Origin of the sequence: Clostridium sp. (assembly GCF_051654825.1) — a bacterium.
Lineage (GTDB): Bacteria > Bacillota > Clostridia > Clostridiales > Clostridiaceae > Clostridium.
Window position 1 is genome coordinate 15153 of record NZ_JBOFYU010000051.1, and the last position, 21795, is coordinate 36947.

General features: G+C 29.7%; 18 protein-coding genes and 2 pseudogenes. 1 reads left to right on the top strand and 19 read right to left on the bottom strand.

The window, feature by feature from the left end:
* Positions 1-29: 29 nt before the first annotated feature.
* On the bottom strand, positions 30-1031 hold the full coding sequence (locus tag ACRDBA_RS03075) for an ATP-binding protein (RefSeq protein ID WP_438571465.1): 1002 nt from the start codon (positions 1029-1031) through the stop codon (positions 30-32).
* Between the two features lies 1 nt (position 1032).
* On the bottom strand, positions 1033-1704 hold the full coding sequence (locus ACRDBA_RS03080) for a response regulator transcription factor (RefSeq protein ID WP_438571466.1): 672 nt from the start codon (positions 1702-1704) through the stop codon (positions 1033-1035).
* Between the two features lie 133 nt (positions 1705-1837).
* Here ACRDBA_RS03080 and ACRDBA_RS03085 point away from each other — a divergent pair, with 133 nt between their 5' ends.
* A complete protein-coding gene (locus ACRDBA_RS03085) occupies positions 1838-2224 on the top strand; it encodes a hypothetical protein (RefSeq protein ID WP_438571467.1) in 387 nt (128 codons plus the stop codon).
* Between the two features lie 101 nt (positions 2225-2325).
* Here ACRDBA_RS03085 and ACRDBA_RS03090 read toward each other — a convergent pair whose 3' ends face one another.
* The 17 genes and pseudogenes from ACRDBA_RS03090 to ACRDBA_RS03170 all read right to left on the bottom strand — a co-directional run bounded on the left by ACRDBA_RS03090 (position 2326) and on the right by ACRDBA_RS03170 (position 21654).
* The gene (locus tag ACRDBA_RS03090) at positions 2326-2472 is read right to left on the bottom strand and encodes a hypothetical protein (RefSeq protein ID WP_438571468.1); all 147 of its coding nucleotides are present in this window, start codon (positions 2470-2472) and stop codon (positions 2326-2328) included.
* An 18-nt stretch (positions 2473-2490) separates the two neighbouring features.
* A complete protein-coding gene (rlmD, locus tag ACRDBA_RS03095) occupies positions 2491-3855 on the bottom strand; it encodes a 23S rRNA (uracil(1939)-C(5))-methyltransferase RlmD (RefSeq protein ID WP_438571469.1) in 1365 nt (454 codons plus the stop codon).
* A gap of 88 nt (positions 3856-3943) precedes the next feature.
* Entirely contained in the window at positions 3944-4306 is a 363-nt protein-coding gene (locus ACRDBA_RS03100; protein WP_438571470.1) for a DUF1540 domain-containing protein, read from the bottom strand.
* Between the two features lie 537 nt (positions 4307-4843).
* Positions 4844-6262 carry a pyruvate kinase gene (gene pyk / locus ACRDBA_RS03105; RefSeq protein WP_438571471.1) on the bottom strand — a complete coding sequence of 473 codons (1419 nt, stop codon included), beginning with the start codon at positions 6260-6262 and terminating at the stop codon, positions 4844-4846.
* 95 nt (positions 6263-6357) lie between these two features.
* Complete coding sequence (gene pfkA / locus ACRDBA_RS03110; protein WP_438571472.1) at positions 6358-7317, bottom strand: 6-phosphofructokinase; 960 nt, start codon at positions 7315-7317, stop codon at positions 6358-6360.
* A 446-nt stretch (positions 7318-7763) separates the two neighbouring features.
* A pseudogene (locus ACRDBA_RS03115) lies at positions 7764-9239 on the bottom strand (OB-fold nucleic acid binding domain-containing protein); the annotation flags it as partial.
* Positions 9240-9884: 645 nt separating this feature from the next.
* A pseudogene (gene dnaE, locus ACRDBA_RS03120) lies at positions 9885-11960 on the bottom strand (DNA polymerase III subunit alpha); the annotation flags it as partial.
* Positions 11961-11990: 30 nt separating this feature from the next.
* On the bottom strand, positions 11991-12941 hold the full coding sequence (whiA, locus tag ACRDBA_RS03125; RefSeq protein WP_438571473.1) for a DNA-binding protein WhiA: 951 nt from the start codon (positions 12939-12941) through the stop codon (positions 11991-11993).
* Between the two features lie 225 nt (positions 12942-13166).
* The gene (locus ACRDBA_RS03130; RefSeq protein ID WP_438571496.1) at positions 13167-14519 is read right to left on the bottom strand and encodes a gluconeogenesis factor YvcK family protein; all 1353 of its coding nucleotides are present in this window, start codon (positions 14517-14519) and stop codon (positions 13167-13169) included.
* The gene (gene rapZ / locus ACRDBA_RS03135) at positions 14519-15403 is read right to left on the bottom strand and encodes an RNase adapter RapZ (protein WP_438571474.1); all 885 of its coding nucleotides are present in this window, start codon (positions 15401-15403) and stop codon (positions 14519-14521) included. Before rapZ ends, ACRDBA_RS03130 begins: the two co-directional genes overlap by 1 nt.
* A gap of 120 nt (positions 15404-15523) precedes the next feature.
* Complete coding sequence (gene hisC, locus ACRDBA_RS03140) at positions 15524-16639, bottom strand: histidinol-phosphate transaminase (protein WP_438571475.1); 1116 nt, start codon at positions 16637-16639, stop codon at positions 15524-15526.
* 32 nt (positions 16640-16671) lie between these two features.
* Complete coding sequence (locus tag ACRDBA_RS03145; RefSeq protein WP_438571476.1) at positions 16672-17001, bottom strand: DUF3784 domain-containing protein; 330 nt, start codon at positions 16999-17001, stop codon at positions 16672-16674.
* A gap of 60 nt (positions 17002-17061) precedes the next feature.
* Entirely contained in the window at positions 17062-17388 is a 327-nt protein-coding gene (locus ACRDBA_RS03150; protein WP_438571477.1) for a hypothetical protein, read from the bottom strand.
* 18 nt (positions 17389-17406) lie between these two features.
* A complete protein-coding gene (locus ACRDBA_RS03155; RefSeq protein ID WP_438571478.1) occupies positions 17407-17892 on the bottom strand; it encodes an LURP-one-related/scramblase family protein in 486 nt (161 codons plus the stop codon).
* A gap of 148 nt (positions 17893-18040) precedes the next feature.
* Positions 18041-18958: a UDP-N-acetylmuramate dehydrogenase gene (gene murB, locus ACRDBA_RS03160; protein ID WP_438571479.1), complete on the bottom strand. Its 918-nt coding sequence runs from the start codon at positions 18956-18958 to the stop codon at positions 18041-18043.
* 178 nt (positions 18959-19136) lie between these two features.
* A complete protein-coding gene (gene uvrC / locus ACRDBA_RS03165) occupies positions 19137-21005 on the bottom strand; it encodes an excinuclease ABC subunit UvrC (RefSeq protein WP_438571480.1) in 1869 nt (622 codons plus the stop codon).
* Between the two features lie 103 nt (positions 21006-21108).
* The gene (locus ACRDBA_RS03170) at positions 21109-21654 is read right to left on the bottom strand and encodes a dTDP-4-dehydrorhamnose 3,5-epimerase family protein (protein WP_438571481.1); all 546 of its coding nucleotides are present in this window, start codon (positions 21652-21654) and stop codon (positions 21109-21111) included.
* Between the last annotated feature and the right edge of the window lie 141 nt (positions 21655-21795).

Sequence of the window (21795 nt, forward strand, 5' to 3'; positions counted from 1 at the left end):
CATCCAACCTTACACTTTTGTAAGGTATATTATTCTATAATAGAAACTACAGATGATACATCTATGCTAACCTTTGTTCCAACTCCAACAGCAGATGTAATACTAATCTTATGACCTAACTTATTTAATACTCTTTTGCAAAGATATAATCCTATACCACTTGCCTTTTTATCCATTCGTCCATTATATCCAGTAAATCCTTTTTCAAATATCCTTGGTAAGTCTTCCTCCGATATTCCCATTCCTGTATCCTCAATAACTAACCTATTATCTTCAATGTAAATTGATATCTTACCACTAGCTGTATATTTAAGAGCATTAGATAAAAGCTGTTCTACAACAAATACCATCCATTTTTCATCTGTTAACACCTTATAATCAAATTCCTTAAGATCTAGTGATATACCTTTTCTTATAAATATATTAGAATACTTCCTTATTCCTTGCTTTACAATTGATAATAAATCACTTTTTTTAAGAACTAAATCTGCACCTGATTCTATATTTAAATAACCTAGCACCATTTCAACATATTGCTCTATTTTAAAAAGCTCTGTTAAAAGCTCTTTATTTTCATTTATATTTTCTGATTGCAGCAATAATCTCATTCCTGCAATAGGTGTTTTAATTTGATGTACCCATAGAGAATAGTAATCTATCATTTCAGTTTCTTTTAAATCATTTTTAGAAATTATATCTAGTTTACTCTTATATAGTTCAACTATAATATTTTGATAATCTTCATCTATTAAATTAGTTTTTTTATATAAGTTTTCTAAGCTAATATTAACTTCATTCCTTAAAGCTAATATACCTCTATGCTTTTTATAAAAACTATTAAAATTAAATATTATAAAAATAATTGCAACTAAAAAACATAATAGAAATGCATATAAAAATGGCTCTATGTCTAAGTTATATAAATAAAAAACTACATTAAATATTATTATAAAAATAATGTTAGCTATAATTATTTTTAAGTTACCTCTTAAATATCTTCCAATTAACCATATAAAGCTTTCATTTTTCATATTACTCTACCATATACCCTATTCCTTTTTTTGTTTTTATAAAGTTTATAATTCCTATATCACTAAGACTTTTTCTAAGACGAGTTACATTTACCGTTAATGTATTATCATCTATAAAGCTATCACTTTCCCATAACTTTACCATAATATCTTCTCTAGATATTGCCTTTCCAATATTCTCAAGAAGTATTTGTATAATTTTAAATTCATTTTTAGTTAGTTCTATCTTATTTCCCTTATATTCAATAGTAGTATCATTTATATTTAAAACTACACCATTATGCTCTATTATGTTCATTTCTCCTACAAAGGAATATGTTCTTCTTAATAAAGCTTGAATCTTTGCTACAATAACATTTAAATCAAAAGGCTTTGGTATAAAGTCATCTCCGCCCATATTCATTGCCATAACAATATTCATGTTATCTGACATTGATGATATAAACATTATTGGAACCTTTGATATCTTTCTTATTTCACTACACCAATGATATCCATTGAAAAAAGGTAATGATATATCTAAAAGCACTAGCTGAGGATTATATTCTATAAATTTTGCTGTAACATCCTTAAATTCTGTTACAAATTCTACTTCATAGCTCCATTGATTTAAAGCATTCTTTAAGGACTTTGCAATTATTAAATCATCTTCTACAATTAAAATTCTATACATATTTCACTTAATTTCCTTTTTTACCAATTTAACTTCAATAAAAGTATATCATAAATTTAGCCTTTAGTAGTCACACTTTAAGCTCTAATATCATACTATAATAATAAACTTTTTATATGAAGGGGGATATTTTATGAAAGGAACTAAATTAGCTTTTAGAACTTCCCCAGGTGGTGTTTCTATACCATCAGGACAAACTACTAATTTAACCTCTGAATTTAAAGGAGGCATAATAGTAAAATCCTACCCTAAAATAAGAGTAATATTAACTAATAAAAATATTTCTACTAAACCTATTAAATTTAAACTTATTATAAATCAAGATGGTGAATTAATAGCATCCTTGGATGAAGTAACACTACAACCAGGGACATCTTTTACTCAAACATATGATATTCCAGGCACAGGTTTAACTATAAATGCTACCTCAGAACTTGGAAGTGGAAAAAACACTGTTGATGTATTAGTTTATGGATATATTCCTTATTCAATTGAAGAAAAACCTTACTGCTATTATTAAACTTAAATATTATTATAAAAAGCTAGTTAAAGTAAAAATGAACTACTCCCTATCTAATGATAAAGAGCAGTCCATAATTAAACTAGCTTTTATTATACTTATTACTTTCCGTATGCTGTGTTGTTTATCTTACCTGAACCATTACTTTGGTTGCTGTACTTAGTTGGTAATATTCTTCCTTGCTTATTGTTACACTTAGATCTTTTTTCCTCTATAAGCTTTTTCATCATTTCAACGTTTTTATTCATATTATTTTACCTCATCTCTTATTTTACTAATAGTGCTACATTTTCTATATGTGATGTGTGTGGGAACATGTCTACTGGCTGTACTACTTCTGTTTTATAGCCTTGTTCCTCTAATATTTTTAGATCTCTTGCTAATGTGCTTGGATCACATGATACATAAACTACTTTTTCTGGTTTTGCCTTTCCAATTGCCTCTAATAGCTTTATATCGCAGCCCTTTCTTGGTGGGTCTACTACTATTACTTCTGGTTTTATTCCCTTTTCTAGAAGCTCTGGAATCACTTCTTCTGACTTACCTACAAAGAATTCTGCATTGTCTACCTTGTTTTCCTTTGCATTTTCATTTGCATTGTCTATGGCTGGTTCTATTATTTCTACACCATAAACTTTTTTCGCCTTTTGTGAAAGGAATAATGTTATAGTTCCTGTTCCACAATAAGCATCAAATACTGTTTCTGCTCCTGTTAAACCTGCATATTCTAATGCTTTAGAATATAATACTTCTGTTTGCTCAGGGTTTACTTGGAAGAATGATAAAGGTGATATATTAAACTTAAAGTCACCTATATAATCAGTAATTCTATCTTCTCCCCATAAAGTAATACACTTTTCACCTAATATTACATTAGTTTCTTTATCATTAACATTTTGTATTACACTTTTTATTCCATTTATATTACTAGTTATTAAGCTTACAAATTCATCTATATGCTTTACTTTATTTTTTAAAGTAACTAAAACAACCATAACTTCATTTGTTTTAAAGCCTCTACGAATCATTATATGTCTAACTACTCCACTTGGATTAAACTTTCCATCTATTGTAGCAGGCATTATTTTATACTTTTCCATCCACTCTCTAGTTAATGCTGCTACCTTATCGGCAACCTCATCTTGTATTAAGCATGTATTTAAATCTATTATATTATGGCTTCTAGGAGCATAAAACCCTATAGCAAGCTTTCCATTTACTAATCCTATAGGCAATTGAACCTTATTTCTATATCTTTCTGGTGTTTCCATTCCTAAAGGATATTTAACTATTTCCTTAGATAATCCACCTATTTTATGTACACAATCCTTTACTCTATCCCATTTAAAATCTAATTGATTTTCATAATTCATATGTTGTACAGAGCATCCACCACATCTCTTATAGTTTTCACATTTAGGAGATATTCTTCCTTCTGATGATTCTATAACTTCTATTAACTTCCCATAAGCAAATTTCTTATTTACCTTTACTATTAAAGCCTTAACCTTTTCACCCTTTAAGGCACCTTCAATAAATACTGGGTATGTGTTATCTATCTTAGCTACACCTTCACCTTCATATCCTTGTGAAACTATATCTAATATGTATTCTTTATTCTTTTCTACCAATTTATAATCACCTAACTCTTATTTATTATTTACCGTAATTCATAACTTTGATTATAACACAATATTTATAAATGTTGTATTTATCTTTCTAATAAGCTTCCACAAAGGTTTCACAATATGTTCCATCCATACTTCTACTTCCACTACCAGATATCATTATATTATTAGCAGAACATCTCCCACCATTATTATGATAACATTCTCTTGCAGAACCCATAACCTCTGGATCTATTGTATTACTCCCTGAAGAAAATATTTGCTTTATTTCTCCAAAGAAATTTACATTACTTAAATTTGATAAAGCTGATTTAACTGTATTTTCTCTAAAAGTATAGCAATGAGTATCTGAATTATGATGGGCATAATCACCAATTATATCTATATTAGCCGCACTACATAAGCCTGAATTATTATTTACACACTTAGTTGCTGTACAAGTTAACTTATTCATAATAAAATTCCACCTTTTTCTTGTTTTATCTTATTATTAACATTGCTATTTTACTTTATTCAATTTTACTATTTAAATTAGCTATATTAAATCTTATATAATCTATAATAATTCCTTATATAATTTCAGGCAAAAAAAAAGCACCCTAAGGTGCCGATACAGAATTGGTTGCCATTTAATTCCATACTAATATTGTATCTCTTTACAAGTCATATTATACATTATATATCATATTTGTTACATATAAATGTTAACTTTTTGTTAACATTTATATTTTTAGCCCTTTTTCGAGGTTTTTTCACCTATTTTTTTCCTTTTTTAAGGTTTAATTGATATCTATTTTCATTTATATGTTTATCTATGATTTCACCTAAAATAATTTAGTAATTTGTTATAGCGCTTTTAACCTTAATAAACTATTATATATATATTTCAAATATAGCTAAACTTTAATTAAACACACTCTAAATTATTTCCTTATAATTTATTTATATAAAAAAAGAAGTATCCTAAGATACTTCTCATTTATGAGTGTTATTATTCAACTATGCTTATCTTTAATAAGTTAGTAGCTCCAATTTTATCAACTGGTACACCAGCAGCTATAACTACTGTTTCACCTTCGTTAACAAATCCGTTTTCTTGAGCTATCTTAACTGATCTTTCCATCATTTCATCAGTTGATTCAATTTTTTCTGCAACTATTGGATATACACCAAAGCTTAAAGCTAATTTCTTAGCAACTTTTTCACATGGAGTTACAGCAACTATTGGACAGTCTGGTCTGCATTGAGATAATCTCTTAGCAGTAGCTCCGCTCTTAGTTGAAGTTATTATTGCTGAAGCTTTTAATTCATTAGCAGCATTTGCAGCAGCTCTTGAAATAACTCCTGCTATAGCAGGTATGTGCTTCTTAGCTCTTGATATAGCAACTTCGTAATCTAATTGCTTTTCAGCTTCTAAAGCTATTTTAGCCATAGTTTGAACTGATTGTACTGGCCAATCTCCATTAGCTGATTCCCCTGATAACATTATTGCATCAGTACCATCATAGATAGCGTTCGCTACGTCTGAAACTTCTGCTCTTGTTGGTCTTGGGTTTCTGATCATTGAATCTAACATTTGAGTTGCAGTTATAACTGCTTTACCTGCATTGTTACATTTTTCAATTATCATCTTTTGAACAGCTGGTAATTTTTCCATTGGTATTTCAACACCTAGATCTCCTCTAGCAACCATTATACCATCTGAAGCTTCTAATATTGAATCTATGTTGTCAACACCTTCTTGGTTCTCAATTTTTGAGAATATTTGAATGTGCTCTCCACCGTTTTCAACTAATATATTTCTTATAGTCTCAACATCTGATGCTTTTCTTATGAATGAAGCAGCAACTATGTTAACACCTATTTCACAACCAAATTTAAGGTCAGCTATATCTTTTTCAGTTAAAGCTGGTAATTGGATTGAAACACCTGGTACGTTAACTCCTTTGTGAGTTCCAACAAATCCAGTGTTCATAACTACACAGTGAACTTTGTTTCCTTCAACTGATTTAACTTCTAATCCTACTAAACCATCATCTATTAATATTACGTTTCCTGGCTTAACATCTTCAGCTAATCCAGTGTAAGTAACTGAACATTGAGTTGTATCTCCTACAACATCTCCACCAGCATATACTGTGAAGTCTGTTCCAGCTGTTAATTCAACCTTTTTAGGTTCGAATTTACCAGTTCTGATTTCTGGTCCTTTAGTATCTAGCATTATAGCTATTTCCTTATTGTGCTTCTTAGCTAATTCCTTAACTAGGTTTATTCTCTCAGCATGCTCAGCGTGATCTCCGTGTGAGAAGTTATGTCTTGAAGCATTCATTCCTGCTTCAATAATTTGTGATAAAATCTCTGGATTTTCACTAGCTGGTCCTACTGTACAGATCATCTTAGTTTTTCTCATGTAATAACACTCCTTCGATTGCTTAATATATATTTATAAAATTATTGCTTGCTTTAATTATATAGATTTCCATCTATCTCAATTTATATAACAGATTATTTTGATATTTCGTCTGCTACTTTAAATAATTTTTCATCAAAAGTTCTTTCTAAAGCTAATGCTTCATCAATATCTTGATCAATTATTTGGTTATCTTTAATTCCGATAACTCTTGAAGTACCACCATCTAATAATACTTCTACAGCTTTTGCTCCCATTCTTGAAGCTAAAACTCTATCGAAAGCACTTGGGCTTCCACCTCTTTGAATATGACCTAATACTGTAGCTCTTGTTTCAATTCCTGTAACACCTTCTACGTATTGAGCTAATTCTTGAGCTCCTCCTACACCTTCAGCTAATAAAACTAAATTGTGTATTTTTCCTTGTTGCTTTCCTTCTAAAATTACTTTGCAAAGCTCTTCTTTACAGAATCCCTTTTCTGGAGTAATTATATATTCAGCTCCACCTGCTAAACCAGCATATAAAGCTAAATCTCCACAGTCTCTTCCCATTACTTCGATTACTGAAACTCTTTCGTGAGAAGTTGAAGTATCTCTTACTTTATCTATAGCATCTATTACTGTGTTTAAAGCAGTATCAAACCCTATAGTATAATCTGTGTAAGTTAAATCATTATCGATAGTTCCTGGTAATCCAATAGTTTTTATACCAAGCTTTGATAAAAGCTTAGCTCCCATGAATGATCCATCTCCACCAATAACTACTAAAGCATCTACGCCATAAGCTTGAAGTATTTTAGTAGCCTTAATTCTTACTTCTTCTTGTTTAAATTCTAAACATCTTGCTGTTCTTAATACAGTTCCACCTCTATGTATGATGTCTGATACTGATGATCTATCCATATTGAATAATTCACCATTAATTAATCCACTGTATCCTCTTTGAACCCCCATAACTTCTAGACCATTGTATAAAGCTGTTCTTACAACGGCTCTAATAGCTGCGTTCATTCCTGGTGCATCTCCACCACTAGTTAAAATAGCTATCTTTTTCATGTTTATTCCTCCTTAACACCACCGGGACAAAGGTTGTCCCACTCTCTGTGAAATAATCCATATTTTATATATAATAATTAATATATTGTTATAATTATTTTTTACTTTCTTTACCACCATTATTATTTTACTTGTAATGCAGGTTTTATGCAACTAAAATAAACACATAATCCATCTTTTTTATTTATTTTTTTCATCCTTCTACATGTTTATTATAACCTAATAGTATTTTTTTATATCCAAATCTTCAAAATTTCAATAGTTTTTTTCTATAATTTCTTTTATTATTTATTTTTATAATTTTTTTTATCGAAATTGTGCATATCACTATATTAAAATTCGCAATATACTTATATTAACATTGCATATTCTAAAGTTTTTTTATTATTTTTGCTTTAAACATAAGCATGTTGTGTTTATTAATTTAAATAGAAAAAGGCAGTAGATTACTCTACTACCTTTACATTATCTTCACCTATTTTATCTCTTAAATAAGATAAAGCATCTGACTCAAGGCTTAACCATAAGTCTCTAGGCATTCTATAACTCTTTCTATCTTCAGCTGTAAATATAAATACTGTTGTATCACCAAAATACTCTACTGGCATTTCCTTTAAATCTTTTCTTAAAGCCTTTCCTTTTTCAAGGTTATCTACTCTTAAATACACTTTTGCTGTATTTACTTTTTCTAAAGGTTCTATGCTTTCACATATTAACTTAGGTAATTCGTCTTCTTTTATACTTACTCTTCCCTTTATTACAACTAAACTATCAGCCTTTATTAGTTCTCTAACCTTATCTAAAGTTTTAGGGAATACTATAACTTCAATGATTCCAGTTAAATCTTCTAGTTTTAAAAATGCCATCATAGTGTTGTTTCTAGTTATCTTTTGATTTACTTCTGCAATAATACCACCTAAGATAACTCTTTCATCATCTCTTAACATATCTTCAGGATAATCTTCATTATATACTTCTTGAAGCATTTCATAAGATTTATATATCTTATCCATACTAGTACTAGTTTGAACCTTTAAGCTTTGAGCATATTCATCTAACGGATGTCCTGATAAATAAAGACCCGTCATTTCCTTTTCCATAGCTAGTAGATTTCTCTTTGAAAACTCCTTTATATTTGGATAACTTATTTCTGGAGTTTTTAAAGTTTCTTCTGCCATTCCAAATAGACTTATTTGACCATCTATATTTCTTTTTTTCTCATTTGAAACACTATCCATTATCTTTTCATGAACTGCTAAAAGCTTTGATCTAAATACATTAAATTCATCAAAGGCCCCTGCCTTTACTAAGCTTTCTACTGCTCTTTTATTTATTGCTGATAAATCTATTTTATTTACAAAATCAACTAATGATTCAAAATTACCTTTTTGTTTTCTTGAATTAACTATATTTTCAACTACGTTTAATCCAACATTTTTTATAGCTGCTAATCCAAATCTTATTTTCTCACCCTTAACTGTAAACTTAGAATAACTTTCGTTTATATCAGGCGGTAATACCTGTATTCCTAAGCTTTCTGCAAAGTTAATATAATGTGCAACCTTTTCGTTAGTTCCCATTACAGAATTAAGCATTGCTGCTATAGTTTCTACAGGATAATACTTCATTAAATATGCAGTTTGATATCCTATTACTGCATAAGCTGCAGCATGACTTTTATTGAATGCATAAGATGCAAAGTCCATCATAGAGTCAAATATCTTATTTGCAGCCTCTTCTGATATTCCATTTCTCTTACATCCTGGAACCTCAACATTTCCCTCTTCATCTACAATACCATAAATAAAGTTCTTTCTTTCCTCTTCCATAACCTTGTGCTTCTTTTTAGACATTGCTCTTCTTACAAGGTCACTTCTTCCCATAGAGTATCCAGCTAATTTCATAACAATTTCCATAACTTGTTATAGTGATAGGTAAACTTTAACTTCGCCATTAACGTTAAGCTTTGTTTTTCCCCCACTTCACACCGTACTTGAGACTTTCACCTCATACGGCGTTCCATCAATTAAGAAAAAATATATTCTAATGGTTATTTTTTCTTAACTGACTATGCCCCTTCGCTCCATAAGCGTTACCTTACTTCATAACTACTACGGGCTGCTGCCCCATGCATTCAATAGTCATTTCCTACTATTTAGATATTATCTTGCATGGTTCACTTGTTCCATTTATCATAGCTATTAACATACTTCCTTAGACTTTTCCTACACTCCGCTAGCAACATATATGCATCTATAAATATAGATATAAGATAATTAACCAAGATAATTATCTTACTGCTAGTAGTTGAGTTCTTACTTCCTCAATGTAATGGTTTCGAAGCTTAAAGCAATTCCTGTTCGTAGTCATAGAAGTTTTTTAGCCACCCTACTACTTTACCAACCACTTCTCAGGTCTGTGTTTCGTAGACTTTACCGTGCTTTATACAATTTCTTGCATAACGGAGTTTTAGTGAAGTTTTACCTTTCTGATAAATAGTTAAGGATTATCCTCTCCAATTTTGTAATGTATTTCTACATATTTTATATTTGGAAACAAGTCGCACCTTGATAAACCATTACTCCATACGTTACATTTAGAATCGCTTCTAAATGCTTATCTTCATATTGTACTTTATCTGGATTTCTTTTACACTCTACGTATCTAGGTATTTCTGCCATGGGACCTGGTCTATATAGTGATATTCCGGCTATAATATCCTCTAAACAATCGGGCTTTAATTCCTTCATAAATGATGTCATACCAGCTGATTCTAATTGGAATACCCCTGCTGTTTTACCTTCTCCAAGCATTTTATAAACTTCTTTATCTTCAAAGTTTATTTTATCTAAATCTATTTCTACATTTCTGTTTTCCTTTATCATTTTAACTGCATCATTCATAACAGTTAATGTTCTTAAACCAAGGAAATCCATTTTTAAAAGTCCTAATTCCTCTAAAGTAGTCATATCAAATTGAGCTACTATAGATTCATCATTTTTTTGTAATGGCACATATTCTACTAATGGATTAGATGCTATAACAACTCCTGCTGCATGAGTTGATGAATGCCTAGGCAATCCTTCTAAGTCCTTACTTACATCTATAAGAGCTTTAACTCTATCCTCATTATCATATGCTGCCTTTAACTCTGGATTTAATTCCAGCGCCTTATCTATTGTAATTCCCAGCATTGTAGGAATCATCTTTGCTATTCTATCTACTTCTGCATAAGAGTAATTCATAGCTCTACCAACATCTCTTATGCAAGCTCTTGGAGCCATAGTACCAAATGTTATTATTTGTGATACATTATCCACTCCATACTTTTCTACAACATAATCAATAACTTCCTGTCTTCTTTCATAACAAAAATCCGAATCTATATCCGGCATGCTTACTCTTTCTGGGTTTAAGAAACGCTCAAAAAGTAAGCTATATTTTATTGGATCTATCTTTGTTATTCCTAAAGTAAAGGCTACTATTGAACCTGCTGCTGATCCTCTTCCTGGACCTGTTGGAATTCCATTATCATTTGCATATTTTATGAAATCCCATGTTATTAAGAAATAATCTACATACCCCATTTGGTTTATTACTGATAGTTCATATTCTAATCTTTCTATATATCCACAAGCTAATTCATTATCTTTAAAGTTTTCCACAAACTCATCAACATTTAGTGACTTATTTATGTAATCTTTAAATACATCATATCTTTCTATAAGCCCTAAATAACAAACTTCCCTTAAGTAATCATAAGGCGTTTTACCATCTGGTACTGGGAACTTCGGTAATTTAGAAACATGGAATTCATAATCAAAGTTACACATATCTGCAATCTTTGTAGTGTTTTCTAATGCTTCTTTAACATATGAAAACATATCCCACATTTCTTCTGGTGACTTTAGATAAAATTGATCTGATGGATATTTTCTTCTATTAGGGTCATCTACAGTTTTAGCCGTTTGAATACACATTAATATATCATGAGCTTCTGAATCCTTTTGATTTATGTAATGAACGTCATTTGTTGCAACAAGAGGTATCCCGGTTTCCCTAGATAACTTAATGTTTGCTTCTGTAACCTTTCTTTGTTCATCCATCCCATGATTTTGAATTTCTAAATAAAAATCATCTTTAAATATGTCCTTGTATTCTAATGCAATTTCCTTAGCTTTCTCATAATTTTCTTTTAAGTGCCAGGATTGAACTTCTCCCCCTAAACATGCACTTAGAGCAATTAATCCTTCGCTATGACTTCTTAAAAATTCACGGTCTACCCTTGGCTTATAGTAAAATCCTCTAATAGAAGCTTGAGATACTATTTCCATAAGATTTTCGTATCCCTTTTCATTTTTTACTAAAAGAACTAGGTGATGAATACTATTGTCTTTGTCATTTATCTTTATGTCCATCGACTTTGCAGCTACATAAATCTCACAGCCTAATATTGGCTTAATTCCTGCTTCTACTGCTGCCTTATAAAAGGCTACACAACCATACATTACACCGTGATCTGTAATTGCTATACTATCCATACCTAATTCTTTAGCTTTACTTATTATCTTTTTTACTTTTCCTGAACCATCTAATAAACTATATTCTGAATGGAGATGTAAATGAGTAAACTTTTTATCCACTTTACATCACCTCTTTATTATTAGTATTAACTAATATGTTCCTGTTCTAACTTCTTCTGCAATTTTTTCTATTTTTCTTAATCTATGATTAATTCCTGACTTACCTATTGGTGGATCTAACATCTCTCCTAATTCCTTTAAGGATTCATCTGGATAGCTTAATCTTAATTCAGCTATTTCTCTTAAATTTTTAGGTAATCTTTTAAGCCCTATTTCTTTTTGAATAAGCTTTATGCTTTCAACCTGTCTAACTGCAGCATTTACAGTTTTACTTAAGTTTGCTGTTTCGCAATTTACAAGTCTATTAACATTATTTCTCATTTCCTTCATTATTCTTACATTTTCAAGTTCTAATAAAGATGTATGAGCTCCTAATATACCTAAAAGATTTGATATTTGTTCTCCCTCTTTTAAGTAAATAATATAACTGTTTTTTCTTTGTATAACCTTTGTTTTTAATCCAAAGGTATTTACTAACTTACATAAATCATTTGCATATTCCTCACTATGAGTAACAAATTCTAAATGATATGTTTTTTCAGGGTTACTAATACTTCCTCCCCCTATAAAAGCACCTCTAACATAAGCTCTTTTTAGTTCTTCTGTTTTAACCATTTCTTCATCTATTCTATAATCTAATGTTAAAACTCCATCTACCTCTTTAAATATTCCTGTATCTCTTAATAAATCTCTAACTCCCATAGCTTCTTCTATAAGAACCATATATATATTATTCTTTTTTAAAGAGTTACTCTTTTTAACCATTAACTTAGAATGTATACTAAAATGCTCTTTAAGTAAGCTAAAAATGTGTCTTGCTGATGCTGGATTTTCTGTTGTTATTCTGAAGGCTAAGCCAGATCCACTAAACGAAATTGTTCCACTTACCTTCATTATTGCCGATATTTCAGCTAATGCATCATCTTTTGTTAGCTCTGAATGCCTACAAATTTCTCCTTTAACCTTTGATGAAAATGACATATTCCCTCTTTCTCCTTACTATATATGATAGTCAACTCTTCCACATGTTTCGTGAAAAATTATATATCTATTTATATGTTTTATTTTTATATTATATCATAAAAATAGTATTTATTTAGATGTAAATTATAGATAGAAAAAAGGAGCTTGATTAAAAAATCTAACTCCCTTTTTATCATCAAAAAGTCATACAAAAACTCATAGAAGACAGCAGTTATACCCCTCTTAATTTTCGTTTCTAACTTTTCTCTTCTCTTCCTTTTCCTTTATACGCTGAGATAAATACATATATTCAATTATCTTCTTCCTATCATATAAAAGTTTCTTTTCCATTATTGTATCTACTAAAACTTCTGCTAAATATTCAGCATCATGTTTTACATATTTCTTTTCAATTTTAGCTAATGTAGCTTCTACTACTTCTACACCTAATGCCTTTAATTCCTTGCGATCTAATTCAACTAATTCTGAGCTATCCTCTGCATACTTTTCCTTTACCTCTTCAGGGATATCCCCTCTATTAGCTATAACACAATCAACTATGTTTTTACCACAATATCTCTTTAATACTTTTATATGATCTGATGCCTTAAACCCATGAGTTTCACCTGGCTGAGTCATTATATTAGATATATATATCTTAATAGCATCACTTTTCTTTATATTGTCTGCTATATCTCTAACTAAAAGATTTGGAAGAACACTTGTGTAAAGACTCCCAGGTCCTAAAACTATAGCGTCAGCTTCCCTTATCGCCCTTAATGCATCTGGTAATGGCTTTGCATCATTAGGGTCTATCATTAATTTTTTAATCCTAGAGTTTTGTCTCATTACCTCATCAGGAATTTGAGATTCACCTTCTATAATATTTCCATTTTCTAATTTAGCAGTTAATTTCATATCTTCTAATGTTACAGGTAAAACTTTTCCTGTAACAGCTAGAACTGAACTCATTTTTTGAACAGCATCTTCAAAATTTTCACTTACACCATCCATAGCTGCTAAAAATAAGTTTCCAAAGCTTTGATTTTTTAACCTTCCATCTGGAAATCTATATTGAAGTAGTTCTTCCATTAAAGGCTCAGTATCTGCTAAGGCTAATATACAGTTTCTAATATCTCCTGGTGGAAGCATTCCAAGGTCTTCTCTTAAATCTCCTGAACCACCACCATCATCTGCTACTGTTACTATAGCTGTAATATTAGAAGTATAGTATTTAAGTCCTCTAAGCATTGTTGACAAACCAGTTCCTCCACCAACAACTACTATTTTAGGCCCCTTAACTAAAAGCCTTTTTTCATAAATCAAGTCTTCCATCTTTCTACTATCAATAGATAGTTTTAAGTAACCCTTATTATTTAATGCTATTATAGCCTTCATACTTTCAACTACTGAAATATAAATAACAAATATTCCAGTAAAGTTTAATGCTAAGTAAAATAGTTTGTAATAGCTACCATAAACCTTTTGGTTAACTAACTCTGTAAATCCAAATGAAATTAAAAGTATTCCAAATATGCCAAAGAAAAACCATCGTTTAACCCTTACCCCAGGCTTTAACCAGTCTTTCGTATTCATCATAGCTTTTTAGCTCCTCTATGAACGTCTTCCCCAATATCTCTATGCTCTGCTGTTACATTATAACCTCTTTCTAGAAGTTTGCTATATAACTCATTTGTTATAGCAACAGATCTATGTCTTCCCCCTGTACATCCTATTGATATTATTAATTGTCTCTTTCCTTCCTTTTTATAATTAGGAATCAAGAAATCTAACATATCATCAGCTCTCTTTATAAAGCCTTTAGTTTCTTCTTGCTCTAAAACATATTTCTTTACAGGTTCATCATTACCTGAAAATGGCTTTAATTCAGGAATATAAAACGGATTTGGTATAAATCTTACATCAAATACTAAATCAGAATCTACAGGTATTCCGTATTTAAACCCAAAGCTTAATACAGTTACAGAAAGTTGCTTTTCTGGTTGCTTTGCATCTCCATAATTTTTATTCATTTCTTCTCTTAAGTCTCTTATAGCATACTTTGAAGTATCTATTATTATATCTGCTCTATCTTTAACTTCTCTTAATCTTGTTCTTTCTTCATTTATCCCAGTGATTACTCTTCCACCAGGTGATAATGGATGACTTCTTCTAGCTTCTTTAAATCTCTTAACTAAAACTTCATCTGATGAGTCTAAAAATAATATTTCATATTTAAATTCCTTATTCTTTAAATAATTTAAGCTTTCAAATAAATCATCAAAGAATACTCCACCTCTTATATCTATTACTAATGCAACCTTATCTATTTTACCTTGGCTTTGAACACAAGCCTCTGCAAACTTAGGTAATAGCTTTGGTGGTAAGTTATCTACACAAAAGTATCCCATATCTTCAAGGCTTCTTGTTGCTTCTGTTTTTCCTGCTCCTGATAGTCCTGTTACTATTATAAATCTCATCTAATGCCCTCCATTGATTAGTTTACTATATATTAAAATTATATCATATTTATTCTATTTTATTTACAACTTAATATTAAAATAATAAAACTAGCCAATATTATTGGCTAGTCTTATTTATTATAAATCTCTCTCTTCAATTGCTTCACTTAAAAGCTCACAAAACTCTCTATTTTGCTCCTTAGTTCCTAAGCTTACTCTTATCCAACCAGGCATATCTAATAAAAATCCAGGTCTTATTATATATCCTTGCTTTAATAAGTATTCATGAACTTTCTTATCATCACCATTTACATTAACCATTATAAAGTTAGTTTGAGATTGTATATATTCAAGTCCCATTTTTTCAAATTGTAAGCTTAAATAATCTCTTTCTGCTTCATTACTTTCTCTAACTGAATTTAAGAATTCTTCATCCTTTAATGCTGCAACCGCAGCCTTTTGTGCAAAAAGATTTGAATCAAAAGGATTAATTACTCTATTTATATAGTCAACAAACTCTTCCCTAGCTATTCCATATCCAAATCTTAATGATGCTAATCCATAAGCTTTTGAAAATGTTCTTAGGATAATTATATTAGGATATTTTTTTAATAACTCTAATGAATTTGGATATTCTTCAGAAGTAACATATTCACAATATGCTTCATCCATTACAACAAATACTTTACTTGGAATTTTATCTATTACAGCTTCAAAATCTTTAGCTGTAAAAATGCCTCCTGTAGGGTTGTTAGGATTACAAAACCATATTACCTTTGTTTTATCTGTTATTTTCTCCACCATAGCTTCTATATCTAGTCCATTATTTTTCATAGGTACTTTTACAGGAGTAGCACCCATAAGCAATGTATTGCTTTCATATCTTGGAAAGGTAACTTCAGCCATAATACTTTCATCACCTTTTTCTAATATAGTAGAACATAAAACATTTATTAAAGAATCTGATCCTGCCCCACAGAAAATCATATCCTTTGTAATATTTAATTTATTACTTAAATAGTCCTTAAATTCATAAGAAGATGAGTCAGGATACATATTAACTTCTGTTAATAAATCAGTAATTGCTTCCTTAACCATAGGTGAGCAACCATAAGGATTTTCATTAGATGCTAGCTTTACAACCTTACTAATTCCTAATTCCCTTTTTACCTCATCAATTGGCTTTCCTGCAACATATCTTTCTAACTTTTTAACTTCCCCTCTTACCTTATAATCTAGATTATTTGTCCACATATTGGACACCCCCTTTTTATTACTTATGCAAATTAATATACTTTATTTTTTATATTTTCATCTACCTTAGCTACTATACGATTCATATATACTGATGCCGCCATTACTAAAACTATCCCCAATACCATTCCCATTCCTGGAAAATACTTTAATGCAAGACCTGATATAAAACATGCACAAGACATAAAAATAAGAGCTCTTGAATAATCTTCTGCTAATTTATTTGGATTCTTTATTTTCTTTAATTTTTGTGGTGTCATGTTTGGTACTAATTTAATATTCTTTTTATACATTACTACTGACCCAAATATTAAGAATATAGTACCTAAAATTGTAAACATTATTGGTATCATCATTGACATAACCTCATCTCCCTCATCTAACGTTACAACAATTATACCTTAACAGGTTTATTTTTACAATTATTCAATAATGTAATCACTTAGAATTCTTTCTAACAATTTCATATATTTTTTTCTTGCCCCCAAGTCTATTATCGGACCTCCACTTACAGTTCCATGCACTCTCGTAAAACCATTAAAGTTATCAATAACTATACTAATTGATATATACTCACATCTAAAAAACCAGTAATTAAAAACCATAGTACAACATTTCTTATCATTTATCTCTAAAGTATATTCGTCTATTAATTCTCCTAAAGATGTTGTATAATAACCACCCTCTCTAATTCTTTTAGTGCATTCATCTATAGTAAGGTTAACCTTTAAATTAGAAATATTCTTCATATATTCTCACCCCATTGTTTAGTTATCTGAATGGAACCTAATCATATCTACCATAACTAAAAGTCCAATAAAGAAATACGTATATTCTTCATCTATTACTTCTAATGTATATCTATCTCTTCCAAAAGTTAACTCCTTAGAAATTCTTCCAATTTCTACTCCGTTCTTTGTTATAGAATAATTTCTTCCTAATACACTATTTGATTCCATTTTCATAAATCCTATATCACCTGAAATATCATATTCTGGAACCATAAATGATTTTTTTATAGTTGCTACTTCGCTCATATTTTCGTTATATGCTATATATCTATGTGCTCCTATTCTAATTTGTTGTCTCATATATAAAACTTTTCTATTTGTTTTTACATCATAAACATTTATATTCTTACCTATGTCAAATTTATCTGCTTCAACCTTAAATGCAATATTCCCATTTCCATCTAAAACATCAAACTTTGCTCCAATAGCAAATAACTTCTCATTAATATAATAACTTTTCATAAATATAATCACTCACCCTTTAATTCGTTTAGTTTTATCTCTAAATATAGTATATTATACCTTTTAATGTTTTTCAAGTAACTTTTTACAAAAAAATAAAGATAGCTGCAAATTAATGCTAACTATCTTTATAATTATTATTTCTATCTTATTTATCTTCACCAATTATTCTAACTTCAGTGTGTAAATCTACACCAAATTTACCTTTTACTTCAGCTTGAATATGACTTATTAAATCTAGTATATCCTTAGCTGTTGCATTATTTTTGTTTATTACAAATCCTGAATGCTTTTCTGAAACAGCTGCTCCACCTAAAGTATACCCCTTTAATCCAGCATCTTGAATTAACTTTCCTGCAAAATACCCTTCTGGTCTTTTAAATGTACTTCCTGCTGATGGGTATTCTAAAGGCTGTTTTGATTCTCTTTTAAATGTTAAATCATAAACTGATTCCTTTATAATTGCTTCATCACCACTACTCAATTTAAATGTTGCTGATAATACAACATATCCTTTTTTCATAACAGCTGATGTTCTATAGCCTAATTCTAATTCATCTTTTGATAAATTTATTATGTTTCCGCTAGTATCTATAACTTCTGCTGACTCTATAACATGAGAAATTTCCCCATTATATGCTCCAGCATTCATAAATACAGCTCCACCCACAGTTCCTGGTATACCACATGCAAATTCAAAACCTGTTAATGAATTATTTAATGCAGCATTTGAGACATCCTTTAACATAGCTCCACATTCTGCTACAACTTTATCTTCATTTACGTATATATTCTTAACTTCTCCTAGCTTTATAACAACGCCTCTTATTCCGCCATCTTTAACTAGTAAATTTGATCCATTTCCTACTACATAAAAAGGTATATTGTTTTCTCTACAAGCCTCAACCGTTTTTATCACTTGTTCTTTATTTTCTGGTATTAATAGTATATCTGCTGGTCCACCAACTCTAAAGTGAACATGTTTCTTCATTTCTTCATCTACTTTTATGCTTTCTTCTTTATAAAAATCCTTAAACAAATCTACAAAGTTCTTAAATTTATTCATAACAAACTCCTTGAAACAGTAGTAATATCTTTACATAGTATAAAATAAAAGAATATAATTAACAACCCATTTATCCATATATTTTATTAGTATACTAATATTGTAACTATTTTGTTACTAATACAACTAATTTTTTTCAAATTACTACAAAAAATTTAATTATATTTTATTAAACAGTTTATTTTTCTTTCTTATTGAAATACTCTATTATACTTTCTGCTGATTTTTTATCAATACTTGGGGTATCTAATAGTTCTTCAAATTTAGCATTTTTTATGTTTTCCACACTTCCAAACTTCATTAATAAGTTTCGTCTTCTTTTTTCTCCTACATTAGGTATATCTTCTAATATAGAATGAAGTGTTCTTTTGTCCCTAAGACTTCTATGATATGTTATTGCAAACCTATGTACTTCATCTTGTATTCTTCTTATCATTTGCATTAAATTTGAGCTTCTATTAATTATTAACTCCTGGTTATTAAATATAATTCCCCTTGTTTGATGCTTATCATCTTTAACTAATCCACATACCGGAATGTTTATATTTAATTTCTTTAAAACATCTAAAGCTACATTTACTTGGCCTTTTCCTCCATCCATCATAATTAAATCTGGAAAGCTTGAAAATTTACCTGCTGAAAAGTTTAAATTTCTTTCTTGTATTTGCTTTATTTCCTCTAGTCCATGTGAAAATCTTCTTTCTAGTATTTCCCTCATACTATCGTAATCATTAGCACCCTTAACTGACTTAATTCTAAACCTTCTATAGTCACTATTTTTAGCTCTTCCTTCTTCAAATACAACCATAGTTCCTACAGAGTCTACCCCTTGAATATTTGATATATCATAAGCCTCTATTCTTTGAGGGACTTCTTCTAATTCTAATATTTCACAAAGCTCCATAAGAGATATTTTGTTTATTTCCTTTTCTCTTAAGAATTTATCCTTAAATTGCTCTAAAGTTATTTTTGCATTATTTTTTACCATTTCTAACATATCTTTTTTCTGACCCTTTTGAGGTATCTTAACCCAAACCTTAGATCCTCTTTTAACTGTTAAAAATTCTTCTAGTAAATCTAAATCTTCTATTTCTGGCACATATATATTTTTAGGAATTTTTGCAGTTCCACCATAAAATGATGCTATAAATTCACCTAAAATTACCCCTACTTTTTCATCTACAGTATTTTCAATAATAAAGTGCTCTCTACCTGTTACCTTTCCTTCACGAGAAAAGAAAATTTGTACACAGCTATCTTTTTCATCTGAAAATACATTTATAAAATCTTCATCGCCATCCATAGTTTTAAATATTTTTTGTTTTTCTCCAATAGCTTCTACTGCTAATATCTTATCTCTTAAACTTGCCGCTCTTTCAAATTCTAGCTTCATTGATGCATCTTGCATTTCAGATTTCAACTGATTTACTATAGTTTTATCCTTACCATTAAGTATATCCATAATATCACTAATCATTTCACCATATTTTTCTTTAGATATATGACCAGCACAAGGACCAAAACATTTTTTTATATGATAATTTAAACAAGGTCTTACTTTTTCCCCACCTTCTTTAATTGCTAGCTTACAAGTTCTTAAAGGAAATATCTTGTTTATTAATGTTATTGTTTCATATACTGCAGTTCCATTTGTATATGGTCCAAAATACTTACTTCCATCCTTTGCATATCTTCTAGTTACAAATACTCTTGGAAAATCACTATTAGTAGTTATTTTTATAAAAGGATAAAACTTATCATCCTTTAATAAAATATTATACTTTGGACTATATTTTTTAATTAAATTACATTCTAATATTAATGCTTCCATTTCAGAATCAGTGATTATATATTCAAACTCTGCAATATTTTTAACCATTACTCTTACTTTTTCAGAATGATTTTTAGAGTTTTGAAAATAACTTTTTACTCTGTTCTTTAGTACCTTTGCTTTTCCTACATATATTACTTCTCCTAAAGAGTTTTTCATTATATAGACACCTGGCTTGTCAGGTAAATTTTTTATATGATGTTCAAAGTCAAACATTTTATCACCAACCCTTTATTTTTATCCACTGTTTATATCTTAAATTTTATCATAGTTGTGGATTAATACAATAAGAGCCCTACATTTTGTAGGGCTCTTATTTTTAAAATGGTGAATCAAAATTTTCAAATTTTGGCCAAGTATCATCCTCAGCTTCAACCTCTAGAGAACCATTAATATCCCATGGTATATTTAGTGAACTCCAATGAATTCCACCTCTATATTGTGAATCAAATGGCTTAGTAACTTTATAAAAAATTAATGCTTCTTTTTTTCCTTTAATGTAATATCCGTGTGCACAACCCTTTGGTATATAAATTAGCTGTCTATTTGTTTCATTTAAATCTACTATAGTGTATTTACCATAAGTCTTTGATTCCTTTCTTAAATCTACAACTACATCCTGTATTTCACCTAAAACACAAGTTACTAGCTTATCATGCGCAACTGGCGGAGCTTGAAAATGTAGTCCCCTTAAAGCACCTGGCCTAGCTATAGCATAATATTCCTCTTTAAAATCTGTACTTAGTCCATAAATGTTAAACTGTGTATCATTAAAAACATTGATTAAATCACATGTTGTTTGCATCATTACTGTTGGAGTAATTAAAAAGCATCCCTCCACATTTAGTGATTCTACTCTAAACATACTCTCGTCCTCATTTCTCATCTTAATCTTCACAAGTTAATCGAAATATCTAATAATATTCGACATTTTCACTATAATATATGCCATATTATTAATAATGGTGTTTAGATAAAAAAATATATGGTATTTGTAACCATATAC

What these genes read in the sequence shown, in the direction of transcription:
- ACRDBA_RS03075 (WP_438571465.1), bottom strand. Translation starts at nt 1,031, where the DNA reads ATGAAAAATGAAAGCTTTATATGGTTAATTGGAAGATATTTAAGAGGT.
- ACRDBA_RS03080 (WP_438571466.1), bottom strand. Translation starts at nt 1,704, where the DNA reads ATGTATAGAATTTTAATTGTAGAAGATGATTTAATAATTGCAAAGTCC.
- ACRDBA_RS03085 (WP_438571467.1), top strand. Translation starts at nt 1,838, where the DNA reads ATGAAAGGAACTAAATTAGCTTTTAGAACTTCCCCAGGTGGTGTTTCT.
- ACRDBA_RS03090 (WP_438571468.1), bottom strand. Translation starts at nt 2,472, where the DNA reads ATGAATAAAAACGTTGAAATGATGAAAAAGCTTATAGAGGAAAAAAGA.
- ACRDBA_RS03100 (WP_438571470.1), bottom strand. Translation starts at nt 4,306, where the DNA reads ATGAATAAGTTAACTTGTACAGCAACTAAGTGTGTAAATAATAATTCA.
- pyk (WP_438571471.1), bottom strand. Translation starts at nt 6,262, where the DNA reads ATGAGAAAAACTAAGATGATCTGTACAGTAGGACCAGCTAGTGAAAAT.
- pfkA (WP_438571472.1), bottom strand. Translation starts at nt 7,317, where the DNA reads ATGAAAAAGATAGCTATTTTAACTAGTGGTGGAGATGCACCAGGAATG.
- whiA (WP_438571473.1), bottom strand. Translation starts at nt 12,941, where the DNA reads ATGTCATTTTCATCAAAGGTTAAAGGAGAAATTTGTAGGCATTCAGAG.
- ACRDBA_RS03130 (WP_438571496.1), bottom strand. Translation starts at nt 14,519, where the DNA reads ATGAATACGAAAGACTGGTTAAAGCCTGGGGTAAGGGTTAAACGATGG.
- rapZ (WP_438571474.1), bottom strand. Translation starts at nt 15,403, where the DNA reads ATGAGATTTATAATAGTAACAGGACTATCAGGAGCAGGAAAAACAGAA.
- hisC (WP_438571475.1), bottom strand. Translation starts at nt 16,639, where the DNA reads ATGTGGACAAATAATCTAGATTATAAGGTAAGAGGGGAAGTTAAAAAG.
- ACRDBA_RS03145 (WP_438571476.1), bottom strand. Translation starts at nt 17,001, where the DNA reads ATGTCAATGATGATACCAATAATGTTTACAATTTTAGGTACTATATTC.
- ACRDBA_RS03150 (WP_438571477.1), bottom strand. Translation starts at nt 17,388, where the DNA reads ATGAAGAATATTTCTAATTTAAAGGTTAACCTTACTATAGATGAATGC.
- ACRDBA_RS03155 (WP_438571478.1), bottom strand. Translation starts at nt 17,892, where the DNA reads ATGAAAAGTTATTATATTAATGAGAAGTTATTTGCTATTGGAGCAAAG.
- murB (WP_438571479.1), bottom strand. Translation starts at nt 18,958, where the DNA reads ATGAATAAATTTAAGAACTTTGTAGATTTGTTTAAGGATTTTTATAAA.
- uvrC (WP_438571480.1), bottom strand. Translation starts at nt 21,005, where the DNA reads ATGTTTGACTTTGAACATCATATAAAAAATTTACCTGACAAGCCAGGT.
- ACRDBA_RS03170 (WP_438571481.1), bottom strand. Translation starts at nt 21,654, where the DNA reads ATGTTTAGAGTAGAATCACTAAATGTGGAGGGATGCTTTTTAATTACT.